Consider the following 15,751-nt stretch of genomic DNA (forward strand, 5'->3'; position numbering starts at 1 on the left):
GGCGTTGCTCAGGCGCGTCCCTTTTTACGGACATAAGGATTTTTTCGATGTCGTTACACCCTGATCTGGAAGCCTTCCTGGACCTGGCGCAAGACAGCCAGGACGCAGGCCAGCCGGCGTTGCATCAACTGACCCCGGCAGAGGCCCGGGCGATTTTCGAACAAACCACGGCGCAATTGCGCTGGAATGCTCCTCAGGATATTGACGTGCTGGAGGTCAACACCACGGCGCGGGATGGTGCGCCACTGGCGTTGCGTTTATATCGCCCGAGCGAAGCGACGGCGCTGATGCCGGTATTGGTGTATTTCCATGGCGGTGGTTTTGTCGTGGGCAGCCTGGATTCCCATGACGGTGTCTGCCGTGAATTCTGCCGACGTACGCCGTGCGCGGTGTTGTCCGTCGGCTATCGACTGGCACCGGAGCAGCAATTCCCGACGGCGCTGGAGGACGGGGAAGACGCCTTGTCCTGGCTGGCGGAACAGGCGCAGTCCCTGGGGCTGGATGCCGGTCGTGTCGCGTTCGGCGGTGACAGTGCCGGCGCCACTTTGGCGACGGTGCTGGCCTTGCAAGCGGTGGTTCAGCCACACACCGTGGCCATCGTCCCCAAGGTGCAACTGCTGTGTTATCCGGTCACTGATGCGTCGCGCACCCACGATTCGCGCTTGTTGTTCAGTGAAGGGTATTTGCTGGAGAACGATACGCTGGACTGGTTTTACCAGCACTACGCCCGCAGCCCCGAAGACCTGCTGGACTGGCGCTTCTCACCGTTGCTGGCCGAAGATCTGCGCGGTGTGCCGCCGGCAATCGTGCTGCTTGCCGGGTTTGATCCGTTGCTCGACGAAGGCCAGGCCTACGTCGATAAATTGCGCGCGCAGGGGGTGAATGTCGAACTCGAGCATTGCCCGGGCCTGACCCATGACTTGCTCAGGCTGGTCTCGGTCATGCCGGAGGTGCTGAGCGTGTATGACAGCTTGAGTCGGGCATTGAGTCGCCATTTGGGTTGAACATTGATCGTTCCCACGCTTCTCGTGGGAATGCAGCTTCTCGCCTTGTACACAAAAAAACGCCCCGCTATTGCGGGGCGTTTTCATTGGCGCTGCAGAATCAGAAGTCAGCCTTGACCGACATCACGAAGTTGCGCGGTTCACCGTAGAAGTTACCCCAACCTTCGGTACCGACCGTGGCGTAATAGCGCTTGTCGAAGAGGTTGTTGCCGTTCAGTGCCACGGACCAGGTGTCGTCGATGCGGTAGCCGATTCGACCGTTCCAGACCGCATAGCCCGCCTGGGTGACATCGTTGCCGCTGCTCGGCGAGACGCGGTAGTTGCTGCTTTGGGCATTGACGCCGGCACCGACGGTAACGCGTTCCAGTGGGCCGCTGAGGGCGTAGTCGCCCCAGACGCGCAGCAGGTGGCGCGGCACGTACGAGTTATACACCACACCGTCCTGACCGGCATCCGCGTCTTCCAGCACCTTGGTCTGGGTATAGGTGTAGCCGGCCAGCAGTTGCAGGCGGTCAATGACTTCACCGCTGACTTCAGCTTCGAAGCCTTGGGCGCGCACTTTGCCGGAGTTCAGTGAGCAGGTGCTGTCCGGGCAGGCCGGGTCATCCTGGGCTGCGTCTTTCTGGACGGTGCGGAACAGGTTGAAGGAGCTGTTCAGGCGACCGTCGAACCATTCACCCTTGATCCCCAGTTCATAGCTCTGACCGATCAATGGCTTGAGGGTCGAACCGTTAATGGTCTTGTAGTTGCCTTGCGGGGTGAAGATATCCGCGTAGCTGGTGTAAACGGTCAGGTTGTCGTTGATGTCGAACAACAGCGCGGCGAACGGGGTGACTTGCCCGGTTTCCTTGGCTTGGGAACTGGTCGGTGTGCCTTCGCCGCGCCAGTACGAGACGGAGTCGGTTTCGGACTTGTACCAGCTGACGCGGCTGCCCAGGACGAAGGTCAGCGGATCGGCCAGTTTCAGGCGTGCCGTGGAGTAGGCGCCGTATTGCTTGATCCGCATGTCCACCGGACCACCCCGGGTGGCGTTGGCCAGGTAGTAACTTTGATCTGGCTGGGGCAGGTGGTGGTTGGGGTTCAGCACATCCTGAGTTTGAGGCAGGAGTGCCACGGCGTAGAAGTCATCCTTGTGGGAGCGGCTGGCGTTGGCGCCGACGACCAGTTCGTGCTCTTGGCCGAATGCGTCGAACTTGCCGTCCACGTAAGCGTCGAGGCCGTAGTCGACCTGATCGTAGTCAAAGGTGCTGCCGATCATCAGGGTATTGGTGCTGGTGGCGCCAACCGGTACCGAACCGCTCGGGAAGGCGTATTCCATGTCCTGAGTGTTTTTCGAGTAGACACCCGCGACCTTCAACGCCCAGTTGTCGTTGAACTCGTGTTTCAGATCGCCAAAGTAAGTGGCCCGCTTGCTGCGCTGGTTGTTCCATGCGGTGTTCAGGCAGGTGGAGCGCGAGAGCTTCAGGTCACTGCCATCGGCGTAACGCGGCAAGCCGCCCCAGCACGGCGTGGCATCGACGTCTTCATAGGCCATGCCCAGACCCAGGGTGGTGTAGTCGCTCAGGTCGAAGTCGAGCGCGCCGTAGTAGATCTGGTCCCTGCGTTCGCCCACGTCATAGAAATACTGACGGGTCTGCTCAGTGACCACGGCGCGACCACGGATGGTTCCGGCGTCGTTCAACGGGCCACCGGTATCGACCTGACCACGATAGTTGTCCCACGTCCCTGCCGACAGCGACAGTTGTGTGTGCGGGGTGTCCTGGCCGCGTTTGCGTACGAAGTTGACGCCACCGGCGGTGCCGCCTGCGCCTTTCATCATGCCGGCCGCGCCGCGCAGTACTTCCACGCGGTCATAGATGGCCATGTCGCTGTTGAAGCTGTCGGCCTGCACGTAGCTGCTGCCGATGTCCAGCGGCACGCCGTCGTACTGGTACTGGCCTGTCATGCGGAAACCGCGGGAGTAGAAATATTTACCGCCCATGGGCGAGTCATAGACCGTAATGCCCGGGGTCTTTTCCATCACTTGTTCGATGGTGTTGAGGTTCTGGTCATCGAGCATCTTGCGGGTCATGACCGTGACTGACTGCGGGGTGTCCTTCAACGAGTGCACGCCCTTGCCAATGGTCACGCCACCGGTGGTGTAGGAGTTGCTGCCTTCGGTGGTGGCGCTCAGTCGGCTGGCGTTGACGTTGGTCGGTGCCAGTTCCATCGCGCTGCCGGTGGCAGGGCCGAGGACAGTCACGGTGTTGCCGTCACGCTGGTAGCGGATGCCGGTGCCGTTAAGCATCGCCTTGAGCGACTCATCATCCTGGTAGCGGCCATTCAATGCGCTGGAACGCAGACCTTGCAGGCTTTCCGGGCTGTAGATGATTTGCAGACTGGTCTGCTGACCAAGGGTTTGCAGCGCCTGCGCCAGTGGCTGCGATGGGATGTTCAGGGTCCATTCCTGAGCCTGGACATACGGGGCTGCGGTGAGGGTCAGTGCCAGACCAAGGCCGGTGCCGGCCAGTCGAGTGCGTGTCGCGCCGTGCATCAGCAGGGCTCGAGTCAGAGGGCGAAGCATGAAACGGGATGCGGACATGAGGTTAAGACCTTGGCAGGTATAGTTGTTAATGGTTCTTATTCATCTCATTAAGACGAGGAAGCCGCGGCAAACCGGAAAATTATTTTTTCCGACCTGGCCACGGCCTCTTCAATCAAGCGGTTTGCAGTTCGCTCTTGACCTTGCCGGCCTCCATGCGCACCAGTTGATCGGCGACGTCGAAGTAACGGTCATCGTGGGAAATGACGATGATGGTCTTGCCCAGACGCTTAAGGTCGGGCAGCAACTCGGTGTAGAAAATGCGGCGGAAGGTCGGGTCCTGATCGGCCGCCCATTCATCGAACACCAGCACCGGACGCTCTTCGAGCCAGGCATTGACCAATGCCAGACGCTTGCGCTGGCCGGTCGACAGGTCGGTGGTGCTGAAGGCACCGTCACGCACGCTGACCTTGTGCGCGATCTCCAGACGTTCGAGGTAGCGGGTGGCGTCCTGCGGCACCTCGCGGTCGCCCTGGATCAGGTCGTCGAACAGGTAGTAGTCGGCAAAGATCGTGGTGAAGTTCTGGCGGTAGTCATCGCGATTGAGCGCGGTGATCGGTTGATCGTTGACGCGGATTTCGCCCTCGGTTGGCGCGTAAAGACCCAGCAGCAATTTGATCAGGGTGGTTTTGCCGCAACCGTTTTCGCCAACGATGAACACGATGTCGCCCTGTTCGATGCGCAGGTTGACCGGCCCGAGGCGGAATGGCTCGCTGCCTGCCACGGGCGGAAAGGCGTAGCGCACATTGTGCAGTTCCAGGCTGTTGACGGCACCGGGTTTCTTGCCCTGGTCTTCCAGCAGCAGGTGCGGTTCGGGCGAGGAGAATTGTTCGCTCAGCTCGGCGATCCGGCGGAAGGCAATTTGTGCGCGGCTGATGATCGGCAAGGTGCTGACCAGATGTTCCAGCGGCCCCTTCATGTACAGCAGCACCAGCACGAATCCGCTCATCACCGCTTTGTCGCCGCTGGGCCAGAAGGACTGCAGGGCCAGCGCCATGCCGATTACCACGAAGAACAGCATCGAGCCGAAGGACTTGGCGATGACAAACGTGTTGATCGATTTGATCTGCGTGTCGCAGATTTTTTCGGCGGTTTTCTGAATCCCGGCAACAAACATGCGCTGGCGACGCGGGCGATGAATGCGCAGCTCCTTGGCGCCCTCGGCGATCGCGTTGTAGTGCTTTTGCAGTTCATCTTCGGAATCACGTGCGGCGTAGAAACCGCGCATGCCCTTGGCCCGGGCAATCGCCTGAATGGTTGTGCCGATCGCGATGGCCACCAGCATCATCAGGAACATCGGCCAGGACAGCAACGCCAGATAGCCGAGGCAACCCAGGGTGACGGTCATGGAGATCGCCAGCGGGGCAAAGGCGAAGGCGAAGTCGCTGATGGTGTCGACGTCGTGGGTCAACACCGGGATCAACCGATGGCTGCGGTAGCGTTCGATCTGGTCGATCGGCGCCGACAGCACTTTCTCCCCCAGTTCCTTGCGCAGTTTGGCAATGATGTGCTGACCGACGTAGTTGGTGCCGATGTCGGACAGAATCGTCGTCAGCAAGGCCAGTGCGCACAGGCCGGCGAAGATCATCACCACGGTGCGGGTCAGGCCATCGTCGGAGTGCAGGGCATTGTTGATGGTCGCCAGCAGCACGGTGACGCTCAGGCCGCCGATCATGCCGAGCACGATGGACACAGAGACGATCAGGCGGAAGGGCTTGAGCAAGGCGAACAATTCGTTGATCGCCCCACGCGTAGGCTTGGTCATGGAGGATTCCTGCTTCGGTGCGGAGGGAGTGCCGGTACTAAAGGAAAACGAATGGTCACGGACTTTCTTTAAAACGACCGCAGGCGGGGCTGCGGTCGGGGTGGGCAGGATCAGAGGTCGCGCACTACACGAAACCCGAGCCAGTCGCCTTTGCTGGTCGGCCAGCTGCTGTTGCGGTTACCGGAACGCGAGAACACCGGCGCCTCGCCCCAGTCGTTGCCACGCATGACCTGGCGTTCGCAGTTTTCCTGGGTCCATGGGCGACCGTCGTCGGGTACGCCGGAATAATCCTTGTGATAGCAGTCGGCGGTCCATTCGTAGACGTTGCCGTGGGCGTCGTAAACGCCGAAGGCATTGGCCGGGAAAGTGCCGGCCGGGGAGGTGAAGTTGTAGCCGTCGGCGGCGCCATAGGTGTTGGCGTGTTTGGAGATCTGGTAGTTATTGCCTTCATCGAACGGGAAAGGGAAGGGCCCGGTGCTGCCGCCGCGTGCGGCGTACTCGCGGATCGATTCGCTTTGCAGGCGATACGCGTGGCCGGTCTTTTTCGACAGCCAGTCGATGTAGCCCTGGGCTTCGGCGACGTTCATGCACACGGCAGGGTCGCGGGCGGTCTGTTTGAATTCAGGCTTGCCGGCGGTGCAGCGGCGACCCGGACGATCATCGAAGTCGTAAGGCTTGTTGCCGGTTTCGCGCACATACGCATCCCACTCACCGACGAGCACCTGGAAGCGGCTGATGGCGAACGGTTTGCTGAAGGTCACGTCGTGGCGCGGGCCTTCGTCCGGTTCGCGGCCGACTTCGTCATCCGGGGTGCCCATGGTGAAGGTGCCGGTCGGCAGTACGACCATTTCCGGGCAGTCCTTGCAGTCTTTGAAGACCTTGCCCGGCGCCGGTGGTGTGGCAGCCTGGGCGGCCCCCGGCAGCAGACCGGCGCACAGCGCAGTCAGGGCTAGCGCCGGCAGCGCCTTGAGGGTGAAAGAGGCGTAAGGCTTTTTCATGAGTCGTCTCTGTGAAAGGAAAACTGGAGTCGAGAATCAGGCGCGCAGTTTTTTACCGAGGATGTCCATGAACCGGTCAACTTCGGCTTCGTTGTTGAGCAGGCCGGGCGCAGTACGAATCACCGGGCCGACGTCGCGGCTGACCGCATCGCAGATCACCCGGTTTTGCATCAGGTAGGCGGCGACTTCATCGCTGTCCTGACCCTTGACGCGGAAGAAGGTGAAACCGGCAGAAAACTGCGGATCGAAAGGGGTCACCAACTCGATGCTCGACTGTTCCCGCAGGCGTTGCTTCAGATAGCTGTTGAGCTGATGGATGCGTGCCTGAACGTCGGCCTTGCCCAGTTGCAGATGCAACTTGAAGGCTTCGTCCACCGCCCAGCGATGCTCGAAAGCGTGATAACCGCCCGGGGTCATGATGGTGGCAAAGGAGGTGGCTTCGGAGAACGTCGGCACGCTCGGGCTGACGTATTTCAGCTCTTCGCTGCGACTGCAAACGATGCCGGTGCCACGCGGGCCGAACATCCACTTGTGGGTACCTGCGATGAAAAAATCGCAGTTCATTTGCGCGAAGCTCAAGTCGTCGACACCGAAACCATGCACCCCGTCGACCACGTAAATCAGGCGGTCCTTGTCGTCGCGTTGACGATTGTGTTCATCGACCAGTCGCGAAATATCGCTGATCGGCAACTTCACGCCACTGCCCGAATGCACCCAGGTCATGCCCAGTACACGGGTTTCGGGACGGATGTTGCGGTTGATGATGTCGAGCACCTGATCCAGCGAAATGCTTTGCGGGGACTCGAACAACTTGAGTTTGCGCACCCGGGTGCCATCGCGGCGGGTGCGGAAATCGAGAATGTTGCGGGTGGAATAGTGCTCGTGCTCGGTGGTGAGGATTTCCTGATCCGGGCGCACCTGTACGCTGCCGTAAATCATCGCCAGGCCTTCGGTGGTGCTGCCGGTGAGGGCGATCTGGCCGGGTTTGGCCTGCAAGTATTTACCGGCCCAGACCCGCACGTTTTCTTCGCGCTTCTCGGTGACACCGAAGTCCCAATCCATGGCCAGCCCCGGGTTCTGGTCGATGGCGGCGCGATGGCGTTCGATGGCCTCGCGCACCGGTTTTGGATGGGAGGTGATCAGAAAATTGGCGAAGTGAATCGCCTGCGGGTCCTGATCGAACAACTGGCGCAGTTGTGTCCACTTGTTCGCGGATGCCACAGGGGCGGTCGCTGCCATTGCCGGCGTTGCCAGACTGGCGCCAAACGGCAGCGCGGCTGCGACCACGCCCGCCTGTTTCAGAAAGGTCCGGCGATCAGTCATGGCTTGGCTGCGTCCTGACGGGAAATCAGTGCCGGTATCGCGGCTTTTTGCACCTGGTCCCAGACACGCATGAAGTTGCCGCCCCACAGTTTGGCGATGTCCGCTTCGGAGTAGCCGCGCTGGATCAGCTCGGCAGTGACGTTGCGAATTTCGCCAACGTTTTCCCAGCCCTTGATGCCACCGCCGTCGTTGAAGTCGGAAGAAATGCCGACATGGTCGATACCGATTTTGCGCACGGTGTAATCGATGGCGTCGCCGAGATCCTTGAGGGTCGCTTTCGGTTCTTCTTCAAGGATGCCGTAGAGGCCGCTGGCGTACTGGCCGAGTTTCTGCTCCGACCACGCAGTAATGATCGGGTCGCCTGGCATCAGTGCCATGGCCAGGTTAGGCAAGGGCGGCAGATCGAAGCGTGCGCGCAGGGCATTGAGCTTGTCCTGAGTGCCCTGGGTCAGCGGTTTCAGGTATTGCGAGAAGCCGACTACCTGGACCACGCCGCCGCTGTTTTTGATCAGCTGCAATTCCTTGTCGCTGAGGTTGCGCGGAATATCCACGGCCGCACGCGGTGCCGAGTGCGAGGCCACCAACGGTGTGCGGCTCAATTGCGCAACCTGTTCCAGACCTTTGGTCGACATCTGCGAAACATCGATGATCACACCCAGATCGTTCAGACGGTGCACCGCTTGCTTGCCGATATCGGAGAGACCGTCGAGGGCATCAGGGGAGTCATTGAAGAACGGCAACGGGCGCGACGAGTCCGCCCAGCTGTTGTTGCCGATATAGCTGAAGCCGAACATACGCATGCCGCGTCCGGCCCACAGGTCGAGTTTGCTCAGGTCGTTACCCAGTGGATAGGCGTTGAGCATGCTGATGAAAATCGCAAACTTGCCTTCACCATGCAGGCGGCGGAAATCATCCGGGGTGTAGGCGATGCCGACCTGATTGGGAAAGTCGCGGACCATGCCAGTGATGATCTTGTAGCGCACTTCCTGCTGGTTACGGGCTTCTTCGACAAAACCTTCGGTCGGGCGATGCGGCGCGTTCGGACCGTTCCACATTTCCGGCCAGCCGAACACCGTCAGCGCAGCGCCGGACAAGCGGCCGCGATTGGCCTTGATCAGGTCGAACTGCCCGGAGCCGTCCTTGTCGGCTTCGTTGCCGTGGGCGCCGAAACTCAGGGGCACGGTGATGTGGCTGTCGAAGGAGAGGATGCGGTCCTGCAGCTCGGTCGCCTGTTTCATCACTTTTACCGGATAGCCGGGGTTGTCCCGAAACCAGTAATCCCAAGCCAGAAACCCTGCGCCGGCGCTGATCGCCAAGGCCAGCGGCAGGCCGATAAATAGAGCCTTTTTCGAACGCGGTTTTGTCATTGCCATCTCATTCAGGTTCGCCGTCGAGGTGCAGGCGCAGGGGCCTTTGCTATCTGGGAGGAACGAGTGGTCGGGCGGGTAATTTAGTCGCGCGCAGGAAAAGCGCTGACGACGCGTAGCGATCTTTTGCCGGGGCCGTAAATTTCCCCGACGAGAAAACGTTCTAGCTTGGATAAAGCCTGCTTCATGGCTGACACAGGTAGGGCAATGACGATCTCTCGACGCTGGTTCATGGCGGGCATGGCACTCACGGGCGCTGCGCTGCCTGCCGCTTTTTATGCACATCGCGAGCTGACCCGTGAGGAGTTTCCGATCACCCCGGGAGAGGCGACGGTCGACCTGGCCGATACGGCCGGCCAACAGTTGGCGGACAACCTGCGCGGCGTGTGGGATATCCGTTTCAGCGGAGCTGCTGCCGGACTCGATGGCTTGCCGCGCGAAGGTCTGGAACTGTTTCTCGACATTGCCCACCGTGGTCGCGGCTTGCGCGGCTATCTCGATACCGGCGCCAACCTGCGTTCCGAAGAACCTGCGCGTTACCAAGTGGTCGGCGATCTGGCGCCAGGCAACGGCGCCGAGTTGTACTGGCGGCTGATGCGTACCGATACGCTGCAAGCGCCGCCAGTCTACGAATTCAAAGTGAAACTGGACGAAGTCTGGGCGGCGTTCGGCAATGCCGGCAGCGGCACGTTCACCGGGCAAGTGTCGCGCCTGGATCGACCGTTGGCTCTGCCCGAACTCGACAATCATTTCATCGCCATCAAGCGACGTTTTCCCGAGGCTCGCGAGCGCACCGGGTTGAACCCGACATTGCTGGCGTGGCTGGTCGCGCCGGAACATCGGCTGTTCCACCAGCTCTGGCACGCCAGCCGCGACAAGTGGCACAAGCTCTCGGAGAAAAAACGCGAAGCCCTGCGCGGTATCGGCTGGCAACCCGGCCCCCGTGACAAGGAGCGCGATGCCCGTGGGCCGAGCAAGGATCGCAACGGCTCGGGCATCGACTTTTTCTTCATGCATCGACACATGCTGGGCAAGGCCCGTTCGATGCAGGACTTGCCATCATGGCAGGCGTTCCCGATGCCGCAACCGGAGCTGGAGCGTGATCGCCAGGGGTTCGCCCGTTACTTCGACAATCATGACGGCAACGCACTGCCGCCGACGTGGTTGACCGAAGGCGACGACGAATACACCAAATGGGTCAGCGACATCAAAGCGGCCGAGACCTACCACAGCAATTTCCAGGTGTGGGAATCGCAATACCGCGATCCGCGCTACTTGTCGAAACTCACCCTCGGCCAGTTCGGTTCGGAAGTCGAACTGGGCCTGCACGACTGGTTGCACATGCGCTGGGCGTCGGTGGCACGTGATCCGTCCAATGACATTCCAGTGCCGATGGCGCGGGATCAGGCGGATTTTGCCGCGCGTTGGTATGCCCCGGAAAACGACTTCCTCGGCGACCCGTTTTCCTCCCATGTGAACCCGGTGTTCTGGCGTTTCCACGGCTGGATCGATGACCGTATCGAAGACTGGTTCCGTGCTCATGAGCGTTTTCACCCGGGCGAGGTCAGCCGGCTGGAAGTCAACGGCGTGCCGTGGTTTGCGCCGGGGCGCTGGGTCGAAGTGGATGATCCTTGGCTGGGCCCGGATACCCATGGCTGCAGCACCGTGCCAGGATTGCAAATCGGGCGTTCGGTGGAGATGGACCCGGAAACGATGAAGCTCGCGCTGCGCATCACCTTTGGCGATGAAGACAACATGGCCGACCTGTTCCGCAAAGTGCCGCAGCGGCCGTGGTATGCCCGGCATCTGAAAGTGAAGGGGCGGCAACTCTAAGCGCAAAAAAAATCGCAGCCCGGTGCTGCGATTTTTTTTGCCCTGAGAGATTGGTTTCGCCTGACCTGGCGCTGTCGCGAGCAGGCTCGCTCCCACAGGGGACTTTGTAAACGACGCAGATCCAATGTGGGAGCGAGCCTGCTCGCGAAGGCGTCGGGCCAGTCGCTAATTTGCGCTCAGATGACTTGCCAGCCGCCGCCCAACGCTTTGTACAAGGCAATGCTCGCCTGCAGTCGCGACAAGCGCAGTTGCACATTCATGTCCTGCGCCGCATACAAGGTGCGCTGGGTTTGCAGCACGGTGAGCAAGTCTTCGGCGCCGGCCTGATAGCGGCTTTGCGCAATGTCGAATGCGGTTTGCGCCTGGCTCAGTTCTTCGCTTTGCCACTGGCGCTGTTCGTCGAGGCCGCGAATGCTGCTCAAGGCTTTTTCGACGTCGGCAAAACCGTTGATGATTGCCCCGCGATATGACTCCAGCAGTTCGTCCTGACGCGCCCTGGCCTTGTCGCGTTCAGCACTCAATCGGCCGTTGTTGAAGATCGGCGCGGTCAATCCCGAGGACAGGTTGTAGAACGTTGTACGCATCAGATCCGCCGCCAGATCGGCGCCGGTGCCGAGGCTGGCTGTCAGGGTTATCTTCGGCAGCATGGCCGCCCGGGCCACGGTGACGTCAGCCTGGGCCGCTGCCAGTCTGGCTTCGGCGCTGGCGATATCCGGACGCCGGCTCAGCAGATCGCTGGGTACGCCACTGGCGATGTTCGGCCACTGCAACTGCTCGAACGGTTGTTGCAGGGACGACAGTGCCTGCACCGGTTGGCCGAGCAGGGCGGCGAGGGTGATCAATGCTTCGCGGGCCTGTTGCTGCACCAGCGGCAATTTGCGTTGCTGTTCAGCCACCAGGCTTTTTTGCTGGGCCAGTTCCAGCGCGGTAGCGCTGCCGGCGTCGAAACGGGTTTGCACCAGGTGCAGAACGTTTTGCGCGTTGGCCAGATTGAGCTCGGCAATACGCGTCTGCTCACGTAAGGCCAGGGCCTGGGTGTAGCTGGTGGCGACGCCGCTTTGCAGGGTCAGCTCGACGGTGGCACGGTCGAACTCGCTGGCCTGCACACCGAACACGGCGCTGTCGCGTGTGGCGCGTTTACCGCCCCAGAAGTCGATTTCGTAACTGGCGCTCAACTCGGCATCGTAATAATCCAGCGAGCGGTTATCCGGGTTGACGTCCAGTTGGCTGTAGCCCTTGCCGTGCAACAGTTTCTGTCGGTTGGCATTGAGGCCGGCCTTGATTTCCGGCAGCAGCGGGGCGCCGGCAATCGTCGCACTGGCCTGAGCCTGTCTGACCCGCGCAACGGCGGCACCGAGGTCATGGCTGCCCAGGCGCGCCTGTTCGACCAGTTGATCGAGTTCAGGGCTGCCGAACTGCGTCCACCACTGCCGATTGCCTTGCACGGCGCCGGGATGGTCAGGCGATTGCCAGGCGAGCGGTGGCTGCACGCCGCTGTCGGGGCGCGGCGCAGGGCTGCTGCAGGCTGCCAGCAACAGGCTGGCGGCAAGGATTGTCAGTGGCGCTTTCATAGATCGATCATTCACTGGTAAGGGCCGTTACCGGGTCGAGCCGGGCAGCCTTGCGGGCAGGCATGAAGCCGAAGAGGACGCCGGTGACCAGCGCGCAGGCGAAAGCGCCGAGCACGGCCAGCCATTGAAATGCGATTGCCACGCCGCTGAACAACAGGACGCCGCCGACCAGCATCGCCAGGCTGATACCGGCAATGCCGCCGACCACCGAGAGCATCACCGCCTCAGTGAGAAACTGGCGCAGGATGTCGCGCTGTCGGGCGCCAGTGGCCATGCGAATACCGATTTCCCGAGTGCGTTCGCGTACGGTCATGAGCATGATGTTCATCACACCGATACCGCCGACCAGCAAGGAGATGGCAGCGATGGCGCCGAGCATCAGCGACAGCGTGCCTTGCGTGCGCGCTTCGGCCTGGATCATCGCGGCATTGTTGGTCAGTTCGAAATCCTTTTTGCCGTTGTGCCGGCGCAGCATTGCCTGTTCGATCGCCTGCTCGGCGTCTTTGACTTTGCGTGCGTCCTTGGCGGCGATCACCACATATTCCGGATTGCGGTTGCCGAACAGACGCGTGCTGGCCGCCGAGTAGGGCACGGCGATGCGGTTGTCGCTGTCGGAATCGCCGGAGCTTGAGCCTTTCTCGGCCAGAACTCCGAGGACCTGAAATGGTACGTTTTCGATGAGGATGTACTGGCCGATGGGGTCGGCGACATCCTTGAGCAGCTTGTCGCGGACCTTGGTGCCGATCACCGCCACGGCGGCGGCGCTGTCTTCATCGGCCTGGGTGAAGTAACTGCCCTGAACCACCGGCCAGTTGAAAATGGTTGGAAAATTAGTGTCGTTGCCACCGACGTAACTGCTGTGGTCGGCATTGCCGAAACGTACACCGGCGGTGGAGCCATTGACCGGCATGATGCGTTCGACCTGGGGCAGGGCGGCCAGCTCGGCGACGTCGTCGAGGGTGATGATGCCCGGCGGCGTGCGCGGGTTGGGCGCCGCACCGCTGAGGTAAATGATGTTGGAGCCGAAAGCGCCCATCTGCGCCATTACCTGGCGTTTGCTGCCTTCGCCCACCGCCAGCATCACTACCACCGAAGCAACGCCAATGACGATCCCCAGCAACGTCAGGGCGGTGCGAAAGCGATTGATCCACATGACTCGCCACGCCGCTTGCACGGCGTCGACCAGTTCACCTTTCCAGGCGCCGGTCTGCGTACTGCCGGTGCTCAGGCGCTGGCGCAGATCAACCGCTTGCAAAGCGCCGGGATTGGCAGTGCGGGGTGCGGCTGACGGGTGTTCGGCGGTGTCGCTGATGATCAGGCCGTCCCGGATTTCGATGATGCGTTTGGCCCGTTGTGCGACTTCGCGGTCGTGGGTGATGAGAATCACCACATGGCCCTGACCGGCGAGTTCGTCGAGCAGGGTCATGACCTCGGCACCACTGTGGCTGTCGAGGGCGCCGGTGGGTTCGTCGGCGAGGATGATGTGGCCGCCGTTCATCAACGCCCGGGCAATCGATACCCGCTGTTGCTGACCACCGGAAAGCTGATGCGGGCGATTGCCGGTGCGGCTGCCCAGGCCGAGCCGCTCCAGCAAGGCACTGGCCCGGGCGTGGCGTTCGGCGGCCGGGGTGCCGGCGTAGATGGCCGGCATCTCGACGTTTTCCTGGGCGGAGCCGGACGGAATCAGGTGATAACCCTGGAACACAAAACCGAATGCTTCGCGGCGAAGCCAGGCCAGTTCATCGGTGTCGAGTTGCGCGACGTCTTCACCGGCAAAACGGTATTCGCCGCTGGTGGGGCGGTCGAGGCAGCCGAGGATGTTCATCAATGTCGATTTGCCGGAGCCGGACGCACCGACGATGGCGACGAATTCGCCGGCATGTATCGACAGATCGATGCCGCGCAACACTTCCACCAGCGGACTGTCATTGCCGCCGTAGGATTTGCGAATTTGCCGCAGGTCAATCAGAGGCGTCTGCATTCAGCCTCCGCTGCCGGTGGCCGGCGCGCTGAGGATGTGATCGCCCTCGGCCAGGCCTTCCAGCACTTGTGTGCGCAGGCGGTCGCTGATGCCGGTGCGTACCTCGCGGGACTGAACTTCGCCGTTGGCGGCGACGATCTGCGCCCGTTGCCACTGCGGGCGTGAACCCGGTTGCAGGGAGGCGGTGGGCACGGTCAGGGTGTCTTGCGCTTGTTGCGCGACAAAAAACACCTGCGCGGTCATGTCGGTCATCAGGCTGTTGTCGGCGTTGTCGACGTCGAGCAATACGGTGTAGAGCACCACGCGTTCGCTGCCGCTGCGACCGCTGGTGGGGCTGCCCCCCTGGTTCTGTTCGAGGGGGCGCGGCGGCACCGGCAGAATCTGCCGCACCGTGCTGCTCCAGCGCCGGCTACCGCCGCTGAGGGTGGTGAAGTAGGCGGTCATCCCGGGTTTGACGTGGCCGATGTCCGCTTCGGAAACTTCGGCCCACACGGTCATCGGCGACAGTCGTGCGATGCGCAAGATCAGCGGGGTTTGCTGCTGCGCATTGAGCGTCTGGCCTTCGCGGGCGCCCACGGCGACCACGGTGCCGCTCATTGGCGCAAAAATCCGCGTGTAGCCGAGCTCCGCCTCGTCACTGCGCAAGCTGGCCTGGGCCTGACGGATCTGCGCCTGGAACATGTCGATGCGCGCCTGGGTCGCGCGGACTTCGGCGCGGGCCGTCTGCACGTCTTCCTCACGGGTGGCGCCACCCGCGGCGAGTTTCTGCTGGCGCTGGTATTTCTGCTGCGCGAGGTCGTGCTGGGCGCGTTGCTCCTGCAACTGCGCCTTGAGGTTCTCGATGGAAAACCGCCCGGCATCGAGTTTGGCCTTTTGCGTGGATGGGTCGATCTCTACCAGTAACTGGCCTTCCTTGACCGTGTCGCCAGCCTCGACATGAATCTTCTGGATCTGCCCGGATGCCTGCGCACCGACGTCCACGTAACGGCGTGGCTGCAGCGTGCCCAGTGCGGTCACGCTGTTTTCGATATTGCTGCGGGTCACTTGCACCGTAGCGAGAGCGTCGCGCCCGGGTGGCAGGACTTGCCACGCGGCAACAGCGATCACGGGAATCAGGCAAAGGGCGGCGAACAAGGCGCGTCGGGCGGGGCGGGGACGTTTCATGCAGGGTTCCGGCCAGTGGATTCGGCCCGTCATCCGGCCAGTACACAGGCGTGCAGGGGCGCTGAACGCTGTCGCAAGGCACGACAGATACGGGGAGCTGTCCTGTAAACGAGGCATGTGCAAGGGAATTTAAGCGCTAACACATCATGTAACAGGTGTCCGGA

General features: G+C 61.7%; 10 protein-coding genes. 2 read left to right on the forward strand and 8 right to left on the reverse strand.

The window, feature by feature from the left end:
• Window positions 1–47: 47 nt before the first annotated feature.
• Window positions 48–1,004, forward strand: a complete 957-nt coding sequence (locus KI231_RS09815; protein WP_213028106.1) for an alpha/beta hydrolase — start codon at window positions 48–50, stop codon at window positions 1,002–1,004.
• Window positions 1,005–1,104: 100 nt separating this feature from the next.
• Here the strand turns inward: KI231_RS09815 and KI231_RS09820 are convergent, their stop codons facing one another.
• The 5 genes from KI231_RS09820 to pvdM all read right to left on the reverse strand — a co-directional run bounded on the left by KI231_RS09820 (window position 1,105) and on the right by pvdM (window position 9,038).
• Window positions 1,105–3,585, reverse strand: coding sequence for a TonB-dependent siderophore receptor (locus KI231_RS09820; protein WP_177431461.1), 2,481 nt, complete (start codon window positions 3,583–3,585; stop codon window positions 1,105–1,107).
• Window positions 3,586–3,700: 115 nt separating this feature from the next.
• Entirely contained in the window at window positions 3,701–5,350 is a 1,650-nt protein-coding gene (locus tag KI231_RS09825; protein ID WP_123533053.1) for a cyclic peptide export ABC transporter, read from the reverse strand.
• Between the two features lie 110 nt (window positions 5,351–5,460).
• On the reverse strand, window positions 5,461–6,348 hold the full coding sequence (gene pvdO, locus KI231_RS09830) for a dihydropyoverdine dehydrogenase (protein WP_103306725.1): 888 nt from the start codon (window positions 6,346–6,348) through the stop codon (window positions 5,461–5,463).
• Window positions 6,349–6,384: 36 nt separating this feature from the next.
• Window positions 6,385–7,671 carry a pyoverdine-tailoring periplasmic protein PvdN gene (gene pvdN / locus KI231_RS09835; RefSeq protein WP_213028107.1) on the reverse strand — a complete coding sequence of 429 codons (1,287 nt, stop codon included), beginning with the start codon at window positions 7,669–7,671 and terminating at the stop codon, window positions 6,385–6,387.
• Complete coding sequence (gene pvdM, locus KI231_RS09840) at window positions 7,668–9,038, reverse strand: pyoverdine-tailoring dipeptidase-like protein PvdM (protein ID WP_213028108.1); 1,371 nt, start codon at window positions 9,036–9,038, stop codon at window positions 7,668–7,670. Before pvdM ends, pvdN begins: the two co-directional genes overlap by 4 nt.
• A 207-nt stretch (window positions 9,039–9,245) precedes the next feature.
• Here pvdM and pvdP point away from each other — a divergent pair, with 207 nt between their 5' ends.
• The gene (pvdP, locus tag KI231_RS09845) at window positions 9,246–10,871 is read left to right on the forward strand and encodes a pyoverdine maturation tyrosinase PvdP (RefSeq protein ID WP_103306728.1); all 1,626 of its coding nucleotides are present in this window, start codon (window positions 9,246–9,248) and stop codon (window positions 10,869–10,871) included.
• Between the two features lie 176 nt (window positions 10,872–11,047).
• On the opposite strand, the gene KI231_RS09850 is transcribed toward pvdP, so the two are convergent.
• The 3 genes from KI231_RS09850 to KI231_RS09860 are packed head-to-tail and all read right to left on the reverse strand — an operon-like array spanning window position 11,048 to window position 15,587.
• Window positions 11,048–12,442 (reverse strand): efflux transporter outer membrane subunit, encoded by a 1,395-nt coding sequence (locus KI231_RS09850; RefSeq protein WP_213028109.1) that lies wholly within the window; start codon window positions 12,440–12,442, stop codon window positions 11,048–11,050.
• Window positions 12,443–12,449: 7 nt separating this feature from the next.
• Complete coding sequence (locus KI231_RS09855) at window positions 12,450–14,423, reverse strand: MacB family efflux pump subunit (RefSeq protein ID WP_213028110.1); 1,974 nt, start codon at window positions 14,421–14,423, stop codon at window positions 12,450–12,452.
• The gene (locus KI231_RS09860) at window positions 14,424–15,587 is read right to left on the reverse strand and encodes an efflux RND transporter periplasmic adaptor subunit (protein ID WP_103306731.1); all 1,164 of its coding nucleotides are present in this window, start codon (window positions 15,585–15,587) and stop codon (window positions 14,424–14,426) included.
• Between the last annotated feature and the right edge of the window lie 164 nt (window positions 15,588–15,751).

This window comes from Pseudomonas sp. Seg1, assembly GCF_018326005.1.
Classification (GTDB): Bacteria; Pseudomonadota; Gammaproteobacteria; order Pseudomonadales; family Pseudomonadaceae; genus Aquipseudomonas.